General features: G+C 64.4%; 23 protein-coding genes. 11 read left to right on the forward strand and 12 right to left on the reverse strand.

Going from position 1 to position 23,358, the window contains the following annotated elements; translation table 11 throughout:
* Nucleotides 1-13: 13 nt before the first annotated feature.
* On the reverse strand, nt 14-820 hold the full coding sequence (locus AC1RQP_RS35730) for a response regulator (protein WP_028179299.1): 807 nt from the start codon (nt 818-820) through the stop codon (nt 14-16).
* Nucleotides 821-1,038: 218 nt separating this feature from the next.
* Between AC1RQP_RS35730 and AC1RQP_RS35735 the strand changes: the two genes are divergently transcribed.
* The gene (locus tag AC1RQP_RS35735) at nt 1,039-1,272 is read left to right on the forward strand and encodes a NepR family anti-sigma factor (protein WP_024337325.1); all 234 of its coding nucleotides are present in this window, start codon (nt 1,039-1,041) and stop codon (nt 1,270-1,272) included.
* Nucleotides 1,272-1,820, forward strand: coding sequence for a sigma-70 family RNA polymerase sigma factor (locus tag AC1RQP_RS35740; RefSeq protein WP_018316216.1), 549 nt, complete (start codon nt 1,272-1,274; stop codon nt 1,818-1,820). The genes AC1RQP_RS35735 and AC1RQP_RS35740 overlap by 1 nt, the downstream gene beginning before the upstream one ends.
* Before the next feature lie 100 nt (nt 1,821-1,920).
* Here the strand turns inward: AC1RQP_RS35740 and AC1RQP_RS35745 are convergent, their stop codons facing one another.
* The 8 genes from AC1RQP_RS35745 to AC1RQP_RS35780 all read right to left on the reverse strand — a co-directional run bounded on the left by AC1RQP_RS35745 (nt 1,921) and on the right by AC1RQP_RS35780 (nt 11,135).
* On the reverse strand, nt 1,921-2,622 hold the full coding sequence (locus tag AC1RQP_RS35745; RefSeq protein WP_492942002.1) for a nitroreductase: 702 nt from the start codon (nt 2,620-2,622) through the stop codon (nt 1,921-1,923).
* A gap of 138 nt (nt 2,623-2,760) precedes the next feature.
* Nucleotides 2,761-4,005, reverse strand: a complete 1,245-nt coding sequence (locus AC1RQP_RS35750; protein WP_492942004.1) for an acyl-CoA dehydrogenase — start codon at nt 4,003-4,005, stop codon at nt 2,761-2,763.
* Between the two features lie 116 nt (nt 4,006-4,121).
* Nucleotides 4,122-5,366: an acyl-CoA dehydrogenase gene (locus tag AC1RQP_RS35755; protein ID WP_239620754.1), complete on the reverse strand. Its 1,245-nt coding sequence runs from the start codon at nt 5,364-5,366 to the stop codon at nt 4,122-4,124.
* 121 nt (nt 5,367-5,487) lie between these two features.
* Nucleotides 5,488-6,615: an acyl-CoA dehydrogenase family protein gene (locus tag AC1RQP_RS35760; protein ID WP_492942006.1), complete on the reverse strand. Its 1,128-nt coding sequence runs from the start codon at nt 6,613-6,615 to the stop codon at nt 5,488-5,490.
* Between the two features lie 130 nt (nt 6,616-6,745).
* A complete protein-coding gene (locus tag AC1RQP_RS35765) occupies nt 6,746-8,617 on the reverse strand; it encodes an AMP-binding protein (protein ID WP_492942008.1) in 1,872 nt (623 codons plus the stop codon).
* Nucleotides 8,618-8,661: 44 nt separating this feature from the next.
* Nucleotides 8,662-9,468 carry an enoyl-CoA hydratase/isomerase family protein gene (locus AC1RQP_RS35770; RefSeq protein ID WP_492942010.1) on the reverse strand — a complete coding sequence of 269 codons (807 nt, stop codon included), beginning with the start codon at nt 9,466-9,468 and terminating at the stop codon, nt 8,662-8,664.
* Between the two features lie 185 nt (nt 9,469-9,653).
* On the reverse strand, nt 9,654-10,412 hold the full coding sequence (locus AC1RQP_RS35775; RefSeq protein WP_024337318.1) for an SDR family NAD(P)-dependent oxidoreductase: 759 nt from the start codon (nt 10,410-10,412) through the stop codon (nt 9,654-9,656).
* 63 nt (nt 10,413-10,475) lie between these two features.
* A complete protein-coding gene (locus AC1RQP_RS35780; protein WP_193374337.1) occupies nt 10,476-11,135 on the reverse strand; it encodes a TetR family transcriptional regulator in 660 nt (219 codons plus the stop codon).
* 154 nt (nt 11,136-11,289) lie between these two features.
* Here AC1RQP_RS35780 and AC1RQP_RS35785 point away from each other — a divergent pair, with 154 nt between their 5' ends.
* Both AC1RQP_RS35785 and AC1RQP_RS35790 read left to right on the forward strand, forming a co-directional pair.
* Nucleotides 11,290-12,462: an acetyl-CoA C-acetyltransferase gene (locus AC1RQP_RS35785; protein ID WP_239620747.1), complete on the forward strand. Its 1,173-nt coding sequence runs from the start codon at nt 11,290-11,292 to the stop codon at nt 12,460-12,462.
* Between the two features lie 113 nt (nt 12,463-12,575).
* Nucleotides 12,576-14,120, forward strand: a complete 1,545-nt coding sequence (locus AC1RQP_RS35790) for an acyl-CoA synthetase (protein WP_492942013.1) — start codon at nt 12,576-12,578, stop codon at nt 14,118-14,120.
* Between the two features lie 27 nt (nt 14,121-14,147).
* Here AC1RQP_RS35790 and AC1RQP_RS35795 read toward each other — a convergent pair whose 3' ends face one another.
* Entirely contained in the window at nt 14,148-14,690 is a 543-nt protein-coding gene (locus tag AC1RQP_RS35795; protein WP_239620744.1) for a methylated-DNA--[protein]-cysteine S-methyltransferase, read from the reverse strand.
* A gap of 135 nt (nt 14,691-14,825) precedes the next feature.
* Between AC1RQP_RS35795 and AC1RQP_RS35800 the strand changes: the two genes are divergently transcribed.
* Together AC1RQP_RS35800 and AC1RQP_RS35805 are read left to right on the forward strand one after the other, a co-directional pair.
* Nucleotides 14,826-15,644, forward strand: a complete 819-nt coding sequence (locus AC1RQP_RS35800) for an alpha/beta fold hydrolase (RefSeq protein ID WP_492942015.1) — start codon at nt 14,826-14,828, stop codon at nt 15,642-15,644.
* 3 nt (nt 15,645-15,647) lie between these two features.
* On the forward strand, nt 15,648-16,460 hold the full coding sequence (locus AC1RQP_RS35805; RefSeq protein ID WP_492942017.1) for an alpha/beta fold hydrolase: 813 nt from the start codon (nt 15,648-15,650) through the stop codon (nt 16,458-16,460).
* 49 nt (nt 16,461-16,509) lie between these two features.
* On the opposite strand, the gene AC1RQP_RS35810 is transcribed toward AC1RQP_RS35805, so the two are convergent.
* Nucleotides 16,510-16,965 carry a carboxymuconolactone decarboxylase family protein gene (locus tag AC1RQP_RS35810; RefSeq protein WP_239620739.1) on the reverse strand — a complete coding sequence of 152 codons (456 nt, stop codon included), beginning with the start codon at nt 16,963-16,965 and terminating at the stop codon, nt 16,510-16,512.
* A 99-nt stretch (nt 16,966-17,064) separates the two neighbouring features.
* On the opposite strand from AC1RQP_RS35810, the gene AC1RQP_RS35815 reads away from it, so the two are divergent.
* The 5 genes from AC1RQP_RS35815 (at nt 17,065) to AC1RQP_RS35835 (ending at nt 22,452) form a co-directional block, all read left to right on the forward strand.
* On the forward strand, nt 17,065-17,922 hold the full coding sequence (locus tag AC1RQP_RS35815) for a sigma-70 family RNA polymerase sigma factor (RefSeq protein WP_492942019.1): 858 nt from the start codon (nt 17,065-17,067) through the stop codon (nt 17,920-17,922).
* Between the two features lie 180 nt (nt 17,923-18,102).
* Nucleotides 18,103-18,780: a GntR family transcriptional regulator gene (locus AC1RQP_RS35820; RefSeq protein WP_492942021.1), complete on the forward strand. Its 678-nt coding sequence runs from the start codon at nt 18,103-18,105 to the stop codon at nt 18,778-18,780.
* A 129-nt stretch (nt 18,781-18,909) separates the two neighbouring features.
* Nucleotides 18,910-19,710, forward strand: a complete 801-nt coding sequence (locus AC1RQP_RS35825) for a phytanoyl-CoA dioxygenase family protein (RefSeq protein ID WP_492942022.1) — start codon at nt 18,910-18,912, stop codon at nt 19,708-19,710.
* Nucleotides 19,711-19,868: 158 nt separating this feature from the next.
* On the forward strand, nt 19,869-21,182 hold the full coding sequence (locus AC1RQP_RS35830) for an NAD(P)H-dependent oxidoreductase (RefSeq protein WP_492942024.1): 1,314 nt from the start codon (nt 19,869-19,871) through the stop codon (nt 21,180-21,182).
* Between the two features lie 181 nt (nt 21,183-21,363).
* Nucleotides 21,364-22,452 (forward strand): TRAP transporter substrate-binding protein, encoded by a 1,089-nt coding sequence (locus AC1RQP_RS35835; protein ID WP_492942026.1) that lies wholly within the window; start codon nt 21,364-21,366, stop codon nt 22,450-22,452.
* Between the two features lie 119 nt (nt 22,453-22,571).
* Here the strand turns inward: AC1RQP_RS35835 and AC1RQP_RS35840 are convergent, their stop codons facing one another.
* Nucleotides 22,572-23,168 carry a hypothetical protein gene (locus AC1RQP_RS35840; protein WP_239620719.1) on the reverse strand — a complete coding sequence of 199 codons (597 nt, stop codon included), beginning with the start codon at nt 23,166-23,168 and terminating at the stop codon, nt 22,572-22,574.
* Between the last annotated feature and the right edge of the window lie 190 nt (nt 23,169-23,358).

Raw genomic sequence — 23,358 nt, forward strand, 5'->3', positions numbered from 1 at the left:
TACCAGGGCGTCATTACGCCGCCGGCGCCTTCGGCGCGCGATTGCGCGAATTGCGCTGGAAGAACAGCGCCTGGCTCGCCACCGCCGATACCATTGCCGGCTGGAACGGTTTTGAGATCAGGAATGCCGGCTCGGGACGCTCGCCGGTGAGGAAGCGCTCCGGATAGGCGGTGATGAACACGACGGGCACCTCGAAGGTGCGCAGCAGTTCGTTGACGGCATCCAGGCCCGACGAGCCGTCGGCGAGCTGGATGTCGGCGAGGATCAGGCCGGGCCGCTTGTTCTTGGCCAGCGCCACTGCATCGGCATGGGTGCGCGCGACGCCGACGACGTTGTGGCCGAGATTCTTCACCAGGCTTTCGAGGTCCATGGCGATGAAGGTCTCATCCTCGATGATCAGCACGTCGGTGGCAATCTCGGCCGCCATCTCGCGTCCGGCAGCGTCTGCAAGGCGCCGCGTCTCCGCGACGTCGGTGCCGAGGACGAAGGCGACTTCCTCTTCCGAGAAGCCTTCGAGCGAAAGCAGCAGGAAGGCCTGACGCGGCAGCGGCGTGATGTTCGACAGCCGCCGCTCCGGCGGCATCGGCAGGGTCGTCACCTCGGCGTCTTCGTTGACCGAGACCGAATTCCAGATCTGCGTGAACAGCCGAAACAGGCCGGCCCGAGGCCCATGGCTCTCATCGAGCACCGACGGATCTCCCAGCATGGCTTCCAACATGGCTGCGACATAGGCGTCACCGGAGGCCTGGCTGCCGGTCAGGGCGCGCGCGTACCGGCGCAACAACGGCAAGTGTTCCGCAACAAGCTGTGAACGGGACATCCCCACTCCATTCGTCTTCGGGCCAGCCTTGAGGTCAGGAGACACGCGGGGGGCCCGGGTTCCCCTGCTGGGCTGACTACGCATCAGCTCAAGAAAAGTTCCGTAGAGCTGGGAACTTTTTCGCGGACCTGGAATTGTGCCTATCCAGGGAACGGCTCCCGGTTGAGAAAACCTCTCGAATTTGCAGTCACTTAACTCGGGGAAACGTGGAACAGGTCATGAAAGATCTCAAGTCTCAAGCCAGCAGAAGCACGACCCCCGGCAAGGGAGGCCTCACTCCGGAGATCCAATCCCGGATCGGGCATCAATTGCGGGCCATGTACGACGATGTCGTACGGCAGGGGGTTCCGGATCGGTTCGCAGAACTGATCAAGAAGCTTGATGCGCCGGGAGCGACTCCCCACGTGGAGAATGAGGGTGGATCCAACGACAACAACAATGGGAGGGATTAATGCCTCTCACGGACTCCCTTCGTAACGACATCCTGGCGGCCGTGCCCAGTCTGCGCGCCTTCGCCATCTCGCTCAGCGGCAATGCGGACCGGGCCGACGACCTGGTCCAGGAGACGCTGCTGCGTGCGCTCGCCAACATCGACTCGTTCCAGCCCGGCTCCAACCTGCCGGCCTGGCTGTTCACGATTCTGCGCAACCTGTTCCGCTCCGACTATCGCAAGCGGCGGCGCGAGGTCGAGGATGCCGAGGGCAACTACGCCAAGACGCTGAAGACACAGCCTTCGCAGAACGCGCATCTCGAGTTCGAGGAGTTCCGCACGGCGCTCGACAAGCTTCCGCAGGATCAGCGTGAAGCGTTGATCCTGGTCGGTGCGTCCGGCTTCTCTTACGAAGACGCGGCCTCGATCTGCGGCTGCGCGGTCGGCACGATCAAGAGCCGCGTGAACCGCGCCCGCTCGAAGCTCGCCGCGCTGCTCTATGTCGACGGCGCCGAGGATTTCGGGCCCGACGAGACGGTGCGAGCCGTGATCGGCGGCAGCGGCGGCTGATAGCCGACGCTAATCGGACCCGGACGAAACGAAGACGGCCGTTTCCACGGCCGTCTTCGCGCGCGTCCGATGCGGGCGGCGCCGGGTTCACCGCGCTCGATCACTCGTCAACAAAGGTCACGGTATCGGCCACGCTCGCGCGCGAGGTGCGGTAGCTGTTGACCCTGTGCGCATGGTCGGCGTAGCCGAACGAAATGCCGCAGACGACGCGGCGGTCGTCGGGCAGATTGAAATGCCGGCGGATCAGCCCGGAATGCCGTGCGAGCGCCGCCTGCGGTATGGTGCCGAGCCCGAGCGCCTGCGCGGCCAGCATGAAATTGCTGACATAGGCGCCGCAGTCGATCGCACCGTAGATGCCGAGCGGCTCGTTGGTGTGAATGATCGCAACATGTGGCGCGCCGAAGAAATTGTAGTTCTCGAGCGCCTGCCTGGCATAGGCCATCTTGTCGCCGCGCGCGATGCCGAGCGTGTTGTAGAGCTGGAAGCCGCTTTCGCGGCGGCGCTCCAGATAGACCCCGACATATTCGCGCGGCGGCGTGAAATCGTAATCATCGCCAAGGCCCTTTGAGGCCTCCGCATAGATCGCCTTGCGAAAGCGCTCCTTGGCCTCGCCGCTGGCGATGATGACCTGCCAGGGCTGGCTGTTGCACCAGGACGCGGTGCGCTGCGCGGTGGTCAGCACATGCTCGATGGTCGCGCGATCGACGTCCTTGGGAAGAAACGCGCGGACGGAGTAGCGCTCGTTGAGGAGTTCCTCGAGCACGCCGATGCGGTCTTGGGTCTGGCTCACTTTTGCATCCATGAATTGGCTCGCGCTCTTCTCGTAGGGTGGGCAAAGACGCGCAAGCGTCGTGCCCACCGACAGACTTGCCCCGAAGCATCTGCATATGGTGGGCACGCTTCGCTTTGCCCACCCTACGAGATACCGCGAGACGTGAGATCACCGCCCCTTGGTCGGGATCTTGTTATACGGCACGTCCTTGTCCACGCGAATGTCGCCGGGCAATCCCAGCACCCGCTCGGCGATGATGTTGCGCAGGATCTCGTCGGTACCGCCGGCGATGCGCATCGAGGGCGAGGACAGCAGCATCTGCTGAAACTGGCCCTGCACCGTCTCCTCGTCGTTGCCGGTGAGAACACCGGCCGCGCCCTGGAGGTCCATGGCGCAGGTCGCGATGTCCTGGAGCATCATGCCCGACACGAGCTTGCCGATCGAATTCTCCGGGCCCGGCCGCTCCCCCTTCGACAGCGCCGAGATCGTGCGGTAGCTGGTGTATTTCAGCCCGTTCGACTTCGCCGCCCAACTCGCGAGCTTCGAGCGCACGGCGGGATCGTCGATGGCGAGTCCGTCCTCCAGCATCAGGCTGGAGCAGAACTCGAACATCTCAGGGACGCCGGTCGCAAGCCGCGCGCCGATCGACATGCGCTCGTTCATCAGCGTGGTCAGCGACACGCTCCAGCCCTCGCCGACGGCCCCCAGCCTCTGGCTGTCGGGGATCACGACGTCGGTGAAATAGACTTCGTTGAACTCGTGCATGCCGTTGGCCTGCTTGATCGGCCGCACCTCGACGCCGGGACTCTTCATGTCCAGGAAGAACATAGTGAGGCCCTTGTGCTTGGGCACGTTCGGATCGGTGCGCGCGATCAGGAGTCCGTAATCGGAGTAATGCGCGCCCGAGGTCCAGATCTTCTGGCCGTTGACGACCCAGCTATCGCCCTTCTTCTCGGCGCGTGTGCGCAAGCCCGCAACGTCCGAGCCGGCCGATGGCTCCGAGAACAGCTGGCACCAGATTTCCTCGCCCGAGGCAAGCTTCGGCAAGTAGCGGCGCTTGGCGTCCTCGCTGCCGAAGGCCATCACGGTCGGACCGCACATGCCCTCGCCGATCTGGAACGGCTGCGTCAGCTTGCCGTAGACGCCCTCCTCCTGCTGCCAGATCACCTTCTCGATCGGGGTCGCACCGCGGCCGCCATATTCCTTCGGCCAGTGCAGGCAGGCCCAATTGCCTTCGAACTTCTTCTTCTGCCAGGCCTTGCCGACATCGACGATGTCGTGGTGCGCGAGCCGGATGCGGCCGAGCGAGGATTTTGACAGCTCGCCATGCAGCTCCTTCGGCGCATTGGCCTCGATCCATTTGCGCGCGGTCTCGCGGAATGCGGCTTCCTGTGGCGTGTCGTCGAAATTCATGGCGCTCCCCTTTCATTGTCATTCCGGGGCGCGCAACGCGCGAACCCGGAATCTAGAGCTTGCATATTCACTTCGAGATTCCGGGTTCGGCTCTTCGAGCCGCCCCGGAATGACGGCTAATTTCTTCCCTTCGTCGGGATCTTGTTGAATGGCACGTCCTTGTCGACACGGATGTCGCCGGGCAGGCCCAGCACCCGCTCGGCGATGATGTTGCGCATGATCTCGTCAGTGCCGCCTTCGACGCGGGTGCCCGGCGCGCGCAGCAGCATGGCCTGGAAACGGCCGGACAGCTCGGCATCCTCGCCGCTGACCACGCCCGCGGCTCCTTGCAGATCGAGTGCGTAGGTCGCGACGTCCTGGATCATCGAGCCCGCCACCAGCTTGCCGATGGAGTTTTCCGGCCCCGGCCGCTCGCCCTTGGACAGCGCCGAGATCGCGCGCATGCTGGTGTATTTCAGGCCGCTCGCCTTCACCGCCCAGTTCGCCAGCTTCGAGCGCACCGCGCGATCCTCGATCGCCGGACCGTCGTCGAGCATCAGGCTGGAGCAGTACTCGAACAATTCAGGGAAGCCGGTCGAGACGGCCGCACCGATCGCGCTGCGCTCGTTCATCAGCGTGGTCAGCGAGACGTTCCAGCCGTCACCGACCTCGCCGAGGCGCTGATGGTCGGGGATGCGGACATTGGTGAAATAGACCTCGTTGAAGTCGGACGCCCCGCTCGCCTGCTTGATCGGCCTGACCTCGACGCCAGGGCTCTTCATGTCCAGGAAGAACATGGTGAGACCCTTGTGCTTGGGCACGGTCGGATCGGTGCGGGTGAGCAAGATGCCGTAGTCGGAATAATGCGCGCCCGAGGTCCAGATCTTCTGTCCGTTGACGATCCAGTCGTCACCGTCCTTCTCCGCGCGCGTACGCAAGCCTGCCACGTCGGAGCCGCCGGCCGGCTCGGAGAACAGCTGGCACCAGACGTTCTCTCCGGAGGCGAGCGGCGGCAGATATTTGCGCTTATGCTCCTCGCGCGCGAACGCCATCATGGTCGGCCCGCACATGCCGTGGCCGATGATGAACATGCGGGACAGCTGGCCGAATGGCCCTTCCTCCTGCTGCCAGATCACGCGCTCGATCGGCGAGGCGCCCCGGCCGCCATACTCCTTCGGCCAGTGCAGGCAGGCCCAGCCGGCATCGGCCTTCTTCTTCTGCCAGGCTTTTGCGACCTGCAGGATGTCGGCGTTCTTGAGCTGCGTGCGGCCAAGCGAGGATTTGCGCAGCTCTTCCTCGTACTGTTTTGGCGCATTCGCGCTGATCCAGGCGCGCGCTGTGGCGCGAAATTCGGCTTCCTGCGGGGTGTCGTCGAAGTTCATGGTTCAGCCCTCAGCCGCGCATTCATCTCGTAGGATGGGTAGAGCGCAGCGAAACCCATCTCTTTCAATCTTCGCGTGGCGATGGGTTTCGCTTCGCTCTACCCATCCTACAAATCGGCGCTTACGCCGCGTTCTTCTTGCGCATGCGGTCAATCAACTGGTCTTCCCAATAGGTGAGGCTGCCGAGCCCTAGCGCCATCGCATTGGCGCGGCGGTAGTACATGTGGCAGTCGAACTCCCAGGTGAAACCCATGCCGCCGTGAACCTGGATGTTGTTCTTGGCGCAGTGCTGGAACGCCTGCGTCGCGCTGATGCGCGCGGCGGCCGCGGCTTCGGGCAATTCGGCTGCGTTGGTCGAGAGCGCCCAGGCGCCGTAATAGCTGTTGGAGCGCGCCAGGGTCGCCGAGACGTACATGTCGGCGAGCATGTGCTTGACCGCCTGGAACGAGCCGATCTGGCGACCGAAGGCGATGCGGTCGAGCGCGTAGTCTCGGCCCATCTCCAGCGCGCGATCGGCACCGCCGACCTGCTCGAACGCGCACAGCACCGCGGCACGATCGAGCACCTGGGTCAGGATGCTCCAGCCTTCGCCGGCGGCGCCGAGTGGCTCCGCCTTGGCGTCCTTGAAGGTGATCTCGGCCTGCCCGCGGGTCGGATCGAGATTGGTGAGGCTTTTCACCTCGACGCCGCCAGCCTTCAGATCGACCAGGAACAGCGAGATGTCATTCTCGCGTCCGCTCGATCCCGTGCGCGCGGCAACCACCGCGAAATCGGCGATTGCGCCGTCGGCCACCGGCTTCTTGACGCCGTTGAGCACGCCGTTCGCTGCGGTGAGCTTGACGTTCTTCGGTGACGGATTGCCCTTGCCCTCGAACAGCGCCAGCGTGCCGATCGCCTCGCCCGCGGCGATTGCAGGCAGCCATTTCTTCTTCTGCGCATCGCTGCCGGCGATCAGCAGCGCCTCGGCAGCGAGGTAGACCGTCGAGGAGAACGGCACCGGCGCGTTGGCCCGGCCCATTTCCTCCGCAATCACGCAGAGCTCGAGATGGCCGGCGCCCGCACCGCCGAACTCCTCGGGAATCGCGACGCCGAGAAAGCCCATCTCGGCAAGGCCCTTCCAGAGCTCCTTGTCGTAGGGCGCCTTGCCGTCGAGCACGACACGCACCGCCTTCGGCGGGCATTTTTCCGCGAGGAACTTGCGCGCCTGGTCGCGGAGCTGCTTTTGGTCGTCGGAGAAATCGAAGTTCATGGTGAGTCACCTTTTTAATTCTGTCATTCCGGGGCGATGCGTCAGCATCGAACCCGGAATCTCGATCTGGTCATCTCTGGATTCCGGGTTCGCGCTAACGCGCGCCCCGGAATGACGAATTCACTCGCACTCATCGCAGCACGATCACGTCGTCATCCGGCTTATCCGCATAGAGCCGCTCCACCAGCGCGGCGCGGCGCTCAAGGCCGGCGCGCTGGTTGATGTAACCCTTGTCGGTGAGCTCATTGCCGTCGATTGAGGGTGGCTCGACCATCAGCATGGCGCGCGCAATCATGCGGCTGCTGGCGCCCTCGCATTCCCGGTTGTGAGCTTCCAGGCCGCGCCTGAAGCAGGCGATCACCTCGGGGTGCCTCACGGCATCGGCAAAGCTCAAATCGGGATTGCCGACGAGCTGGCGGCAGGCATGCAGATTGGGCCAGGCCAGCAAACCGATGAAGGCGCGATCCTGCCCCGCGACCAGCGCGTCGTGCACCACAGGGGTCGCAGCGGCGATCGCGTCGGTGCGGAGCGAGCCGACATGCACGAAAGTGCCGGTGGTGAGCTTGAAGTCCTCCACTACGCGGCCGGCGAAGATGATGCCTTGTACCGGATCGGTGTCGTCGACGAAGATGCCGGCATCGCCGATGCAGTAGAATCCTTCCTCGTCGAACATCTTCTTCGTGAGATCCGACTGGCCGAAATAGCCCGGCGTGACGTTGACGCCGCGCAGGCGCAATTCGTATTTCGAGCCGCACGGCACCATCTTCAATTCGACGCCGGGGAACGGCAGGCCGATCAGGCCGACGCGCTCGGTGTCCCAATAGGTGCCGGTCGAGGTCGGCGCGGTCTCGGTCGAGCCCCAGCCGGTGTAGAACACGATGCGCTCGCCGGTGGTCTTCACCGCAAGCGCCTGCATGCGATCATAGAGATCGTCCGGCAGCCGCGCGCCGCCATAGGCCATGATCGAGAGATTCTTGAAGAAGGAGCGGCAGAGCGCATCGTCCTTCTCCATGGCGGCGGCCAGCGCGGCATAGCCGGCCGGCACGTTGGCGTAGTAGGTTGGCGAGATCTCGCGCAAATTGCGTAGCGTCTCGTCGAATTGGCCCGGCATCGGCCGGCCGTCGTCGATATAGAGTGTGCCGCCGTCAACCAGGATCGGGTGAAATGCGGCATTGCCGCCCATGGTGTGGTTCCAGGGCATCCAGTCCAGCATGGTCGAGATCGGCCCGCTCGGGTCGCGCGGACGAACCTGCATCATCATCGCCGCATTGGCGCACATCATCTCCTGCGTGTTGATGACGGCCTTGGGCATGCCGGTCGAGCCCGACGTGAACAGCAGCTTGCCGACGGTCTGCGGCGTAATTCTCGCGATCGAATCCTCGACGTCCTTCGTCACCGGCGTGGTCGCCAACTCAGCAAAGCTGACGCTTGTGATGCCCTCACAAGGCCGCGCGACGTGAACCACGGTGACGCCGGCGAGATCGAGCGCCTTCAGCGCCTTCTCGAACGTCGGGCCGTCCTGCACCATCACCACGGCCGGCTTGATCAGGTCGAACAGATATTTCAGCTTGACGTGATCGTGGCTCATCAGCGAGTAGGCCGGCGAGACCGGAGCCGCTGGAGCGCGCGCCTGCATCGCGGCCTGCGTCATCAGCGCGTGCTCGATCGAATTGCCGGAGAGGATCGTGACCGGACGTCCCTCGAGCTCGAGATTGAGCAAGCCTTGCGTCAGCGCATCCACGGTGCGCTTGGCTTCGCCGTAAGACACCTTGCGCCATTCGCGGTTGGGCCCGCCGCGCTGCGCCAGCCAGGTGCGCTCGGGTGCTTCCTTCGCCCATTTCGCCAGCGAGGCCGGGATGTGCTTCTCGTAAGGCTGCAGCGGAATGCGCGACTTCAGCACCACCGTGCCGTCGCCGCGGCGCTCCACGTCGATGTCGCGCTCAAGCCACTGGACCTTGCGAAAGGCGGGCTTCGTCATCACCGCCGCCGCGCTTCCACTCATCTTTGCGTCTCCCGGAATTATTGTCCTTTGCGGATCTTCGTCGTTCAGCGCTTGATATAGACAGGCTTTCGCTTCTCAAGGAAGGCCCTGATGCCTTCCGAGAACTCTTCCGAGCGGCTGCACAGGACCTGGTTGCGATCCTCCATCGCGATCGCAGCTTCCAGCGATCCGGCATCGACGCTGATGTTGAGACATTCCTTTGACAACCTCAGCCCCACGGGCGAGGCCGTCATCATCGCCTCGACATAAGGCGCCGCCGCATCATCCAGACCGTCCTCCTCGACGATTTCCGAGACGAGCCCGACCGCGAGCGCCCGCTCGGCGCCGATGAAGCGTCCGGTGAGGATCAGTTCGGATGCCACGGAGACGCCGACCAGCCGCGGGAGAAAATAGCTGGTGCCGATGTCGCAGCCGCCGAGGCCGAGCTTGATGAAGGCGCAGTTCATCCGCGTCGACCGCGTCGCGATGCGGATGTCGGAGGCCAGCGCCAGCGCAAAGCCGCCGCCGGCCGCCGCGCCCTGCACCAGCGCCAGGATCGGCTGCGGACAACGCCGCATCAGCATCACGATGTCGGCGATGCGCCGCTGCGAATCCAGCGACTCCGTGACGCCGGGCGGCTCCTGCTGCCCGGCGCGGCGCTGCATCGCGTGCTTGAGATCGAGACCCGCGCAGAAATTCTTGCCGGCGCCCTTCAGCACGACGACGCGCGTATCGCGGTTGCGCTGCAGGCCCTGGAAGTAAGTGTTGAGCGCGTCGATCAAGGCCGGTTCGAGCGCATTGAGGTGTTCGGGACGATTGAGCGTTACCCGGTCGACGCCGTCGTCATGCTCGATCAGCAGCGGTTGGGACATGGGCGACTTTCCTCCATCCGCAACGATGGTGCCGTTTGCTGCGCCCTCTCCCCTTGCGGGAGAGGGCATGTACGCCGCTCGACAAGAGCTCGCCTGGGTGAGGGGTCTGTCTCCGCGGAGAGAACCCCTCATCCGGCGCTTCGCGCCACCTTCTCCCACAAGGGGAGAAGGAAGAAGCGCCTCTCCTAGCGCGGCGCCATGCGGATGGCGCCATCGAGGCGGATGGTCTCGCCGTTGAGCATCGGGTTCTCGACGATGTGCACGGCGAGCATGCCGTATTCATTGGCGTCGCCGAGACGCGAGGGGTGCGGCACCTGGGCGCCCAGGCTCTTGCGCGCCTCTTCGTTCAAGCCCATCAGCAGCGGTGTGAAGAACAGGCCGGGCGCGATGGTGTTGACGCGGATCTTCTGGCTGGCGAGATCGCGCGCGGCCGGAAGCGTGAGGCCGACGACGCCACCCTTCGAGGCCGAATAGGCGATCTGGCCGATCTGGCCTTCGTAAGCCGCCACCGAAGCGGTGTTGATGATGACGCCCCGCTCTTCGCCGATCGGCTCCGCAGTGACGAGGCGTTCGGCGAACAGACGCAGGCAGTTGAAGGTGCCGATTAAGTTGACGTTGATGATGCGCGCGAACTTTTCCAGCGGGTAGACGCCGTCGCGGCCGACGATACGCTGCGAGCCGCCGATGCCGGCGCAGTTCATCAGCACGCGGGCGACGCCGTGCGCAGCTTCCGCCTTGGCGATCGCGGCCTTGATCTGCTCCTCACTGGTGACGTCGGCATGCAGCGCGACGCCCTTCACTTCGGCAGCGACCTTCTCGGCGTTTTCCTTGCTCTGGTCGATCACGCCGATCTTGGCGCCCTTGGCAGCCATGGCGCGGGCGGTCGCGGCACCAAGGCCCGAGCCACCGCCGGTGATGAGAACGGCTACGTCTTTCAACTGCATCGCTTGTACCTTTCCTCTAACTTTTCCTTGGGCGTTTCTTCTCTAGACTAAGAGTTCGGCCGATTATCCGGCCGCGGCAGCTTCCTCGACTTGCGTGAGGATGCCGCCGCAGATCAGCGTTTCCATGTGCTTGATGTATTGCCGGCAGACATCATCGGTGACCGGGCCGACGCCGGTCGCGCGGGACATCGCATGCCGGCCGAAGAACAGATGATCGCAGGCACCGATCAGGCTGGTGTAGAACAACACCGGATCGGTCTGCCGGAATTCGCCGCGGCTGACGCCTTCGGCGAGCAGGCGGCGGTGGAAATCCAGCAGCGGCGCAACGAAGAATTTCGAGACTTCATCCGCGGAGCCCGCACTGGTCTCGTGCAGCAGATAGTGAATCAGCCGGTTCATGTAGGGGAACCGGTGATAGGCGCGGATGATGCCGGCGATGTGCAGCTTCAGCTTCGCCGTCGACGTGATCGGCTGCGCCAGCAGATACTCGAGGTTGGACATCTCGGTCGCCGCATCCCGTGCAAGCAGCGCCAGCAGCAGGCCGTCCTTGTTGCCGAAGTGATATTTGACCAGCGCGGCGTTGGCGCCGGACTTCTGCGCGATATCGGAGAGCGAGATCTCGATCGAGGAGCGTTCGATCATCAGCTCGCTCGCGGCCACCAGCAATTTCTCTGCCGTGGAATTTTTCCCGCCGGGGAGCCTGTTCGGTACGCTGGTGGCCACGGAGATCCCTGTTTTCGCCGCTTGAAGCGGGGCGCAGATAAGCTCAAGCAGCGCCTCATCACAAGAGTTAATTGATCGATTGACTAAACGATCTCCGGTCCCTTAAATCCGACCCCGACAACCAACCCAGTCAAAAATTCAGGGAGAGACCGACATGGCCGAGGCTTATATCGTCGCCGCTGCGCGCACCGCGGGCGGGCGCAAGGGGGGCCGTCTCGCGGGCTGGCATCCGGCCGATCTCGCCGCGAAGGTGCTGGACGAGCTGGTCGATCGCACCAAGGTCGATCCCGCCCTGGTCGAGGACGTGATCATGGGCTGCGTGATGCAGGTCGGCGAGCAGTCCAACAACGTCGCGCGCAACGCAGTCATGGCTTCGAAGCTTCCTGAAAGCGTGCCGGGCACCTCGATCGACCGCCAGTGCGGCTCCTCGCAGCAGGCGCTGCACTTCGCCGCGCAAGCCGTGATGTCGGGTGCGATGGACGTCGTGATCGCGGCCGGCGTGGAATCGATGACGCGGGTTCCGATGGGCCTGTCCTCGCAGCTTCCGGCCAAGAACGGCTTTGGCAACTACAAGAGCCCGGGCATCGAGAAGAAGTATCCGAACATCGTGTTCAGCCAGTTCACCGGCGCGGAGATGATGGCGGAGAAGTACGGCCTCTCCAAGGATGAGCTCGACGAGTATTCCTACAACAGCCACCAGCGCGCGATCGCGGCGACGCAGGCCGGTCACTTCAAGAAGGAGATCGTGCCGCTCGATATCACCCGCGCCGACGGCAGCAAGGACACCCACCACATCGACGAAGGCATCCGCTTCGACGTCAGCCTCGACGGCATCAAGGGCGTCAAGCTGATCGCCGAGAACGGCAGGCTCTCCGCCGCCAGCGCCAGCCAGATCTGCGACGGCGCTTCCGGCGTCATGGTGGTGAACGAGCGCGGCCTGAAGCAACTCGGCGTCAAACCGCTCGCGCGCGTCCACCACATGACCATGACGGGCGGCGATCCCGTCATCATGCTGGACGCGCCGCTGCACGCCACCAAGCGCGCGCTTGAGAAGGCCGGCATGAAGATCGGCGACATCGACCTGTTCGAGGTCAACGAGGCCTTCGCCTCGGTGCCGACCGCGTGGCTGAAGACCACAGGCGCCGATCCGGAGCGCCTCAACGTCAACGGCGGCGCGATCGCGCTGGGTCACCCCCTCGGCGGCTCCGGCACCAAGCTGATGACCACGCTGGTCCACGCCCTGCACCAGCGCGGCAAGCGCTATGGCCTGCAGACCATGTGCGAAGGCGGCGGCATGGCCAACGTGACGATCGTCGAGCGACTGTAAAAACAAAAGCGAGTCGTGAGTGGCGAGTAGCGAATGGTGAATAGGCGAAGAACGGTTTTCCTTCTTCCCTATTCGCCACTCGCTCCTCGCCATTTGTGTTTTGAGGAAACGCCATGACCCATCCGTCTATCCACGCCCGCACCACGCCCGACAAGATCGCCTACCAGATGGCCGGCACCGGCAAGGCGATCACCTATCGCGAGCTCGACGAGCTCTCGAACCAGGGTGCACATCTCTTCCGATCGCTCGGGCTGAAGGCCGGCGACCACATCGCGCTTCTGATGGAGAACCGCCTCGCCTTCATGGAGATCTGCTGGGCGGCACAGCGCAGCGGGCTCTACTACACAGCCATCAGCCGCTATCTGAAGCAGGACGAGATCGACTACATCATTGGGGATTGCGGCGCCAAGGTCGTCATCACCACGCCGAAATGCGCCGACCAGATCAAGGGCCTGATCAGGGGCACGGCAGACGAGCCGATCTTCTACATGATGGACGAGCCGCTGCCCGGCTTCCGCTCCTACGACAAGGAAGCCGCTGCGCAGCCGACCACGCCGATCGCCGACGAGGTCGCCGGCTACGACATGCTGTATTCGTCGGGAACTACCGGGCGGCCCAAGGGCATCAAGAAGGCCTTCGAGGGCAACAGGATCGACGTGCCGAACGCCTTCCTCCGCGTGCTCTGCGCCGACATGTGCGGCATGAACGCCGAGAGCATCTATCTCTCGCCGGCGCCGCTCTATCACGCGGCGCCCCTGCGCTTCAACATGATGGCGATCATGCTCGGCGGCACCTCCATCATCGTGGAGCACTTCGATGCCGAGGAATTTTTGAAGCTGGTCGAGAAGTACAAGGTCACCCAATCGCAGCTCGTGCCGACCATGTTCGTGCGCATGTTGAAGCTGCCGGAAGAAGTGCGCACGAAGTACGACGTTTCGACGCTGAAGGGCGCGATCCACGCCGCAGCGCCCTGCCCGGTCGACGTCAAGGCCAAGATGATCGAATGGTGGGGGCCGATCCTGATCGAGTACTACGCGGGCTCGGAAGGCAACGGCGTCACGGTCTGCAACTCGCAACAATGGCTGGAGCATCGCGGCAGCGTTGGCCGCGCCGTGGTCGGCAAGATCAAGATTCTGGACGAGAACGACGAGGAGCAGCCGGTGGGCGAGATCGGCACGGTCTACTTCGCCGACGCGCCCGCGTTCACCTATCACAACGACCCCGAGAAGACGAAGAAAGCCTACAACGCCAAGGGCTGGTCGACGCTCGGCGATGTCGGCTATCTCGACAAGGACGGCTTCCTCTATCTCACCGACCGCAAGTCCTACATGATTATCTCGGGCGGGGTGAACATCTACCCGCAGGAGACCGAGGACGTGCTGATCACGCATCCTGAGGTCGCCGACGTTGCCGTGTTCGGCGTCCCGAACGAAGAGATGGGAGAGGAAGTCAAAGCGGTGGTGCAACCGCACGACATGAGCCGCGCCGGCAAGGCGCTGGAGGCGGACCTGATCGCCTACTGCAAGACCCGCCTCTCCGCCATTAAGTGCCCGCGCTCGATCGACTTCGAGCCCGAGCTGCCGCGCACGCCGACCGGCAAGCTGGTGAAGCGACATCTGCGCGACAAATACTGGCCGAAGGTGGCGGCGAAGATTTAGGACGGGATCTCGCCGGCATAAGCCGTCTCAATCAAACAAACTCGGCGTGTGGTTCACCAGCGCGCCTTCGATCTCGAGCATCTTCAGCTTGGTCACCACGCCGCCGTTGGCCGAGAAGCCGCCGGGCTTGTTGCCGGCCGCCAGCACGCGATGGCAGGGCACCACGATCGGGCACGGGTTGCGGCCAAGCGCCTGGCCGACGTCGCGCGACAGCTGGACGCCGCCGAGCTGCCTGGCGATGTCGCCATAGGTGATGGTCTTGCCGGGCGGGATGGTGCGGGCAATGTCGTAGACGCCGCGGTTGAATTCGGGCACATCGTCGAGGTCGAGCGGGATGTCGGCGAGATCATCCGGCTCGCCCGCGAGCAGTTTTGTGATGCGGTCGATCGCCTGCTGCACCTCGGCAGTCGGCTCGGTTTCGCTGGCATCGGCATGGCGCTGCTGGATGCGGGTGCGGATCTTCTGCTCGCCGCCCATCGGCAATTGGGTGCCGTTGATGCCGCGCGGGCCCCAGGCGATGGCGCACAGGCCGATCCGGGTGTCGAACAGGGCAAAATGCTGGTCGGTCATGGCTTGGTTCCTGGCTGCGTTCCTTGTCGCATGCCCCCAATGTGATCTCGGCCCGAATCTAGGCTTGGAAATAGTTGCGATCCACCCGGTTTCCGGGAATCGTGCACAGGAGTTCCAACCCCGCGCGAGCCCTGAATGCAAAGCCTGCACGTCAACGGATACGACATGCCCTATCTCGACGTGGGCGAAGACAGAGGCCGTCCGCCGCTGGTCTGCGTACACGGCTCGCTGAACGACTTCCGCGTCTGGGGCTGCGTGCTCGGCCCGCTGTCGCAGCGACATCGGGCGATCGCCGTCAGCCTGCGGCACTTCTTCCCGGACCGCTGGGACGGCCTTGGTGACACCTATTCGATCGCCCAGCATGTCCAAGACGTCATCGCTTTCATCGACGCGCTCGATCTCGGACCGGTCGATCTGATGGGACATTCCCGCGGCGGCCATATCTGCTTCCGCGTGGCGCAGCGGCGGCCGGATCTGCTGCGGCGGCTGATCCTGGCCGAGCCTGGCGGCGAGCTCGATGCGAGCCTCGATCCGGATTACGTCGGCGGCCCCTCTCCCCTGCTGGCGCGCTTCACCGCTTCCGCAGAGAAGATCGCAGCCGGCGATGTCGATGGCGGCCTCGCCGTCTTCGTCGACACATTGGAGGGGCCCGGCACCTGGCCGCGATTGCCGGCGATGGTGAAGCAGAACCTGCGCGACAACGCCATGACGCTGATCGGCCAGGTCCGCGACAACCGCCCGCCGTTCTCGAAGGCGGATGCGGAGTCCATCAAGATGCCGACCCTGTTCATCCTGGGCGCGCGGACCAAGGGACTGTTGCCGAAAGTGCTGCACGCGCTGGCCGCGCATGTGCCCTATTCCAAGACGGCGATCATCCCGAACACGACGCATCCGATGTTCGAGCAGGCGCCGCAGAGATATTCCGAAGTAGTGCTGGATTTCCTGGCGAGCTGACCCATGCAGACAATTCGCGTCAACGGCTACGACATGGCCTATCTGGAAGTCGGAAGCGGCCATCCGCTGGTCTGCGTGCATGGCACGCTCGGGGATTTCCGTACCTGGTATTCGGTGCTCGGCCCGCTGTCGAAGAATCATCGCGTGATCTCGGTGAGCCTGCGGCATTTCTTCCCCGAGCATTGGGATGCGGTCGGTGACGACTACAGGATGGCGCAGCATGTTGCCGACGTGATCGCTTTCATCGAGCAGGTTGAGCCTGCGCCGGTCGATCTCATGGGTCATTCGCGCGGCGGGCATATCGCCTTTCGCGTCGCGCAGGCGAGGCCTGATCTGTTGCGCAAGCTGGTGCTCGCCGAGCCCGGCGGCGATCTCGACGCATCCCTGCCGGTGCCGGAAGGCACGCCCGCGCATCCGCCGCTGGCGGCCCGCACCGTGCGATCGGTCGAGATGATCCGCGCCGGCGATATCGAGGGCGCGCTGCAGAATTTCTACGAAGGCATCGAGGGCGACGGCTCCTGGCGGCGCGTGCCTGCTGCGGCCAAGCAGCAACTGCGCGACAACGCGCTCACCTTCCTCGGCCAGATCAACGAGCAGCGCCGGCCCTACACGCTCAACGACGCGCAGGCGATCAGGACGCCGACGCTGCTGATCGGCGGCGGCGCGACGACAGGAAGCCTCTCGGTGTTGTGGCGCGTGCTGGCCGCGCACATCGCGGGAGCTGAGACGGCGGTGATTCCGAACGCCGGCCATTGGATGTTCGAGCAGGCGCCACTGGAGTTCGGCGAGGTGGTGAACCGGTTCTTGGCGGAGTAGCAGTGCTGTTCGCCTCTCCCGCAAGCGGGGAGAGGCGAAGAACAAGACCTCACGCTTTCCACACGCCCACCGGCATCTTGATCGCTGCGTTCAGCCGGTTCCAGACATTGATGGTCGCGATCGACAGGATCAGCGTCGCGAGCTCGCGTTCGTCGAAATGCTTGTCGGCCTCGCTCCAGACCGCATCCGGCACCGGATCCTCGCGATCGGCGAGACGGGTGACGGCCTCGGTCAACGCCAACGCGGCGCGCTCCGCCTCGGTGAAATAGGGCGCATCGCGCCAGGCGGACACGGCGAACAGGCGCTCGTCGGTCTCACCCAGCTTGCGGGCGATCTTGGGATGCATGTCGACACAGACGCTGCAACCGTTGATCTGGCTGGCGCGCAGGTGCACCAGTTCCAGAAGCTTTTCCGGCAGGCCCTGCTTGGCCAGCTTGCCGAGGGACTGAAGGACATTCATGGCCTCGGGGAGGACTATGACGGGGTGATTCATGCGGGCGTGCATCTTTTTCGTCTCCATCGCTCGAATTTCGAAGGTTCCGGTCACAACGGCCGGATTGGCTTCGTCATGGGCATGACGGATCGCGACGAGGGAATGTGACCGATGACCGAACAAAATTTTCTCACTGAACAGTTCGAGGCCAGCAGGGACCATTTGCGCGCGATCGCCTACCGGATGCTGGGCTCCCGCGCCGAGGTCGACGATGCCGTGCAGGAGGCCTGGCTGCGGGTCAGCCGCTACGACATGTCCGATATCGCGAATTTGCGCGGCTGGCTGACCACCGTGGTCGCGCGCATCTGCCTCGACATGCTGCGCGCGCGCAAATCGCGCAAGGAAGAACCGATGGGCCCGCATGTGCCGGAGCCGGTCGACGAGACGCCGCTGCGCGAGGCTGAGATGGCCGACTCCGTCGGCGCGGCGCTGCTCGTCGTGCTGGAAACGCTGCAGCCTGCTGAGCGGCTCGCCTTCGTGCTGCACGACATGTTTGCGGTGCCCTTCGAGGAGATCGCGCCGATCGTCGGCCGCTCGGTCGAGGCATCGCGGCAACTCGCCAGCCGGGCGCGGCGGCGCGTGCAGGGGGCGCCGGTCCCCGAGACGGACCTGTCGCGTCAGCGCACCATCGTCGATGCCTTCCTCAAGGCGTCGCGCGAGGGCAATTTCGAGGGGTTGCTGGCCGTGCTCGATCCCGACGTCGTCTTCCGCGCTGACGAGGCCGCGGTACGGCTCGGCACGCTGGTTGAGATCCGCGGCGCGGATGCGGTCGCGCAGCTCTACAAGGGCCGTGCCCAGGCGGCGCGGACGGCGTTGGTCGACGGCGAGATCGGCGTGGCCGTCATCCTCGGTGGGCAGCTGCGCATCGCGGTGCGCGTGACATTCAAGAATGACCGCATTGCCGGGATCGAGGCCTTGGCTGATGCGGAGCGGATCGCCGCGCTGGAGGTGGAGGTGCTGGAGGGCTGAGGCCGGAACGCAATATCGCGAAAACAACCCCATGCACAGTAGGCGGAGCTAGCGATATCAATGACTTAGCCGATGCCACGCGAGGGCATTGCACCACCCTCCGATACCGCTTGACGGCCTGCCCCGGGAGAACGTAGCATCGAACTCGGAATTCCGTATTCCTATTTCGGAGCTGCCGGCGTGATCCCCCTCGACCCGCTCCCGAACCTGATCGACCAGGTCTATGCGCGCATCCTGGAGGCGATCTCCGACCGCACGCTCGAGCCCGGCCAGCGCATCCGCCAGAACGAACTCGCCGACAAGCTCGGCGTGTCGCGCCAGCCGGTGTCGCACGCGCTGCATCTGCTGCACCGGCAGGGTCTCGTCGCCGAGAGCGGCAAGCGCGGCTTCGAGGTCACCCAGCTCGATCCTGCGCGCATCCGCCAGCTCTACGAGGTGCGCGGCGCGATCGATGCGCTGGCGGCCCGGTTAGCTGCGATACGCGCGGGACACGACGCGGCCGGCCGCGCGCGGTTGGAAGCGGCGCTGGCCGCCGGAGGCCGCATCGACCGCAACACGACGCTGGCCGAGCTCATCGCGCTCGATGTCGACTTCCACCGCGCGATCTATCAGCTCGCCGGCAATCCCGTGATCGAGGAGACGATCGCGCCGCAATGGCCGCATATGCGCCGCTCGATGGCGACGGTGCTGTCGGAGCTCGACTATCGCGGCAGCGCCTGGGCCGAGCACGCCGGCATCGCCGGGCACATTCTCGCAGGCGATGCGAGCGCGGCCGAACGCGCCGCGCTCGCGCATGCGCAAACCGCGGGACGGATGACCGAGGAGAGGTTGAGGGCGACCAACGAGGCGGCGGCGTAGCGGCTGGCGCCGTCATGCCCGGCCTTGTGCCGGGCATCCACGTTTCTTGACGAGCCGCAAAGACGTGGATGACCGGGTCAAGCCCGGCCATGACGAGAAAGAGAACAAATCAAAACAGGAGGACGACCCATGAAACTGTCTCAGGAGCAACTGGAGTTCTTCCAGCGCGAGGGCTGGCTGTTTTTGCCCGAGTTGTTCAGCCGGGAGGAGGTCGATCTGCTCGCGCGCGAGGCGGTCGGCATCTACGACGCCAACCGGCCGGAGGTCTGGCGCGAGAAGAGCGGCGCGCCGCGCACGGCCTTTGCCGCACACCTCTACAACGAGGCCTTCGGACTCCTCGGCGCGCATCCGCGCATGATCGAGCCGGTCGAGCAGGTGTTCGGCGAACCAGTCTACATGCATCAGTTCAAGATCAACGCGAAATCGGCCTTCACGGGCGACGTCTGGCAGTGGCACCAGGACTATGGCACCTGGAAGCGCGACGACGGCATGCCGGAGCCGCGTGCGATGAACATCGCGATCTTCCTCGACGAGGTGATGCCAATCAACGGCCCCCTGATGCTGGTGCCGCGCAGCCAGAACGCTGGGGATCTCGAAGCTTCACACGACCTCGCCACCACATCCTATCCGTTGTGGACGCTGGACGAGGACACCGTCACGCGCCTCGTCAAGCAGGGCGGCATAGTCGCACCGACCGGCAAGCCCGGGGGCATGCTGATGTTCCACGGCAATCTCGTGCATGGATCTGCCGGCAACATCACGCCCTACCCGCGCAAGATCGTGTACCTGACGCTGAACGCGGTCTCGAACTACATCCGCACACCGACCCGGCCGGACTACATCGCGCATCGCGACTTCACGCCGATCAAGCCGGTGGACGACAACGCACTGCTGCGGCTAGCCCGTGCACCGCGGCAGGCGGCGGAGTAGGATGCTCTCGTGCCCCGGACGCAGCGCAGCACATCAGTGATGCGCTGCTGAGCCGGGGCCCATACCCACCGATGGTTTTTCTCTGGGTCCCGGCTCTGCGGAGCAGCGTTACACGCTGCACCGCGTCCGGGACACGATAGTCATACTGGACATTCCCCATGAACCTCTTCCGCCTCCTCCAGGCCCGCGCGTCCGCCGGCAAGCCGGTCCGAGTCGCGCTGATCGGCGCTGGCAAATTCGGCTCGATGTTTTTGGCGCAGGTGCCGCACACGCCTGGGCTGGAGGTGCCCATCATCGTCGACATCGACCGTGACTGCGCGCGTGAGGCCTGCCGCACCGTCGGCTGGAGCGCCGAGCGGATCGCCGCAACCATGTTCACCGACGACGGCGCGCGCGCCATTGCCGGCGGCGCGATCGACGTGGTGGTGGAGGCGACCGGCAATCCTGCGGTCGGCATCAAGCACGCGCGCGCCGCGATCGCGGCCGGCAAGCATATCGTGATGGTGAATGTCGAGGCCGATGTTCTGGCAGGCCCCCTGCTCGCCGAGGAAGCTCGCAAGGCCGGCGTGGTCTATTCGCTCGCCTATGGCGACCAGCCGGCGCTGACCGCGGAGATGGTGGATTGGGCGCGGGCCACCGGCTTCCGCGTCGTCGCTGCCGGCAAAGGCACGAAATATCTGCCGGCCTATCACGACGTGACGCCCGACGGCGTCTGGCAGCATTACGGCCTGACTGCGGGCGAGGCGCAATCGGCCGGCATGAATCCGCAGATGTTCAACTCCTTTCTCGACGGCACCAAATCGGCGATCGAGATGGCCGCGATTGCGAACGCCTGCGGCCTCGACGTGCCTGCGGACGGCCTGCTGTTTCCGCCCTGCGGCGTCGACGACCTGCCGCACATCATGCGACCGCGCTCGCGCGGCGGCGTGCTGGAGCGGTCCGGTGTCGTCGAGGTCGTCTCCTCGCTCGAGCGCGATGGCCGGCCGGTATTTCGCGATCTGCGTTGGGGCGTCTATGTCGTGCTGGAGGCGCCGAACGATTATGCCGCCGACTGCTTCAGGCAATATGGCCTGAAGACCGACGCCAGCGGACGCTTCGCCGCGATGTACAAGCCCTATCATCTGATCGGGCTCGAGCTGAACGTCTCGGTGCTGTCGGCCGCGCTGCGGGGCGAACCGACCGGGCAGGCCATCGGCTTCCGCGGCGACGTCGCAGCGGTGGCCAAACGCAATCTGCGCGCCGGCGAGATGCTCGACGGCGAGGGGGGCTATACGGTGTGGGGCAGGCTGGTACCGGCGGCCGCGAGCCTGAGGACCGGCGTCCTGCCCATCGGACTAGCACATCGCGTGAAGCTGAAACATGACGTCGCCCATGGCGCGGTGGTGCGCTGGAGCGATGTCGAATTCGACCCGGGCAACGAAACGGTGAAAACGCGCAAGGCCATGGAAGCCGCGTTCGCAGCGCAGCATTGACCGGTCTGCCGGCGCCTCAACCAAAGTGCGCTTGATTTGCGGTTCCCCTTTGGTCATGCTGACTGCGATCCGGGAATACTGAATTTCGGACAATAAGGAAACGTCGGCCACCGGCGAAGACGAAAGCGGCGCCAAGACCGCGATCCCTCGTCGAGGACTCGACAACACAGGAGGGAAACGCATGGAACGTCGTAAATTCCTGACGGCAGGCGGATTGGGCCTGGCCGCAAGTGCCGTTGCTTCGCCGGCTGTCGCGCAGTCGATGCCCGAGGTGAAATGGCGGCTGGCGGCGAGCTGGCCGAAGTCACTCGACACGCTCTATGGCGGCTGCGAATATTTCTGCAAACGCGTCGCCGAGATCACCGACAACCGCTTTCAGATCCAGCCCTTTGCTGCCGGTGAGATCGTGCCGGGCCTGCAGGTGCTCGACGCGGTCTCGAACGGCACCGTCGAGATGGGCAACACTGCGCTCTATTATTATTGGGGCAAGAACCCTGCGTTCACCTTCGGCACGTCGCTGCCGTTCGGTCTCAACACGCGCCAGCACATCTCCTGGCTGTTGTGGAACGGCGGTCAGGACATGCTCAACGGTCTCTTGAAGGAGCACAATGCCATTGGCGTTCCCACAGGCTCGACCGGCGCGCAGATGGGCGGCTGGTTTCGCAAGGAGATCAAGACCGTCGATGATCTCAAGGGCCTGAAATTCCGCGTCGGCGGCTTCGCCGGCACCATCGTCTCGAAGCTCGGTGGCGTGCCGCAGCAGATCGCGGCGGGCGACATCTATCCGGCGCTGGAGAAGGGGACGATCGACGCGGCGGAGTGGGTCGGGCCCTATGACGACGAGAAGCTCGGCTTCGTGAAGGTGGCGAAGTACTATTACTATCCGGGCTGGTGGGAAGGCACCGGACAAGGCCACAACATCATGAATCTGGAGAAATGGAACGCGCTGCCGAAACACTATCAGGCGGCGATCTCGACGGCATCGCTCGATACCTTCACTTGGGTGACCGGCAAGTACGACTCGGTCAATCCACCCGCCCTCAAGCGGCTGCTCGCTGCCGGCGCCATCCTCAAGCCCTTCCCGCAGGAGGTGCTCGAAGCCTGCTACGGTGCAGCCAACGAGATCTACGCCGATCTCGCCAAGAGCAACCCGCATTTCGCCAAGATGTATGCGAGCCTCACCGCCTTCCGCAGCGAGTCGCTCGCCTGGATGCAGGTGGCCGAGCTCAGCTTCGACACATTCATGATGCGGATGCGGACAAGGACGTAGCCGCATCGCACTGCAAGCGACGAAACGACGAAAGCCCCGGAGATGTCTCCGGGGCTTTTGTGTTGAGTGCGGATATCATCGCCGGCCTGGTTAAGCCGGGACATGACGGCATTCCGTGATCAATTGTCCTCGTCACCGAGCGCAGCGACCAGCTTGTCGTAGTACTTGCCGACGAGATCGATGTTGCCCTTGTTCTCGATTGGCGGGGCCGGCGTCTTCAGCGCCTCGTTGAGCTCGTCGAGGGCTTCTTTCTTGTCTTTGGCCGGCATCTTCTTGTCGGCCTGGATCTCTGCGATCTGCGCCTTGATGACGGCTTCGGGTCCGACATACTTCTTGGTCGCGGGATCGAAGCCGCCGATCACGAGGCTGATATTGTCCACGACGTTATTGTAGTCGTCATAGCTGGCAAAGCCATGCTTCTTGGCGACCTCTTCGAGTTGCGCGATCACCTTCTGGTCGGGCGCGGTGTTCTCCGGAAGCTTCTCCGTGATCGCGTCCATGTCCTTCTGCGCAGCGAGCACGCCGTCGAGCTGCTTGTCGGTCAGCGCGATCTGCTTCAACGCAGGCGCCTGCTGCTGCGCCGGCGCGGTCGGCTGAGTGGGCGCTGCCTGCTGCTTGGCCTGCGCGAAAGCAGCGCCGGAGGAGGCGAACGAAGCCGCAGACAGAAGGCACGCAACGCTCAGCGCGGTGAGGGCGGGACGAAGCAATGCTGGCATGTGGGTCTCCTCCTGAAGGGGATGGCTGGTTTTGGCGGCCGAAAACTAGGGGCCACGAAATGAACTACGCATGAACTCCGCGCATCCCTGCTAGCGGCAGATCATGGCTGAATGATCACAACTCGGTGGGAGCCTGGTGGTAGCTCTGTTTGACCAATCGGAGCGGGTACGCTGATCTCGCGCTTCTCGA

This window comes from Bradyrhizobium sp. GW821-FHT13H06 (assembly GCF_058803975.1).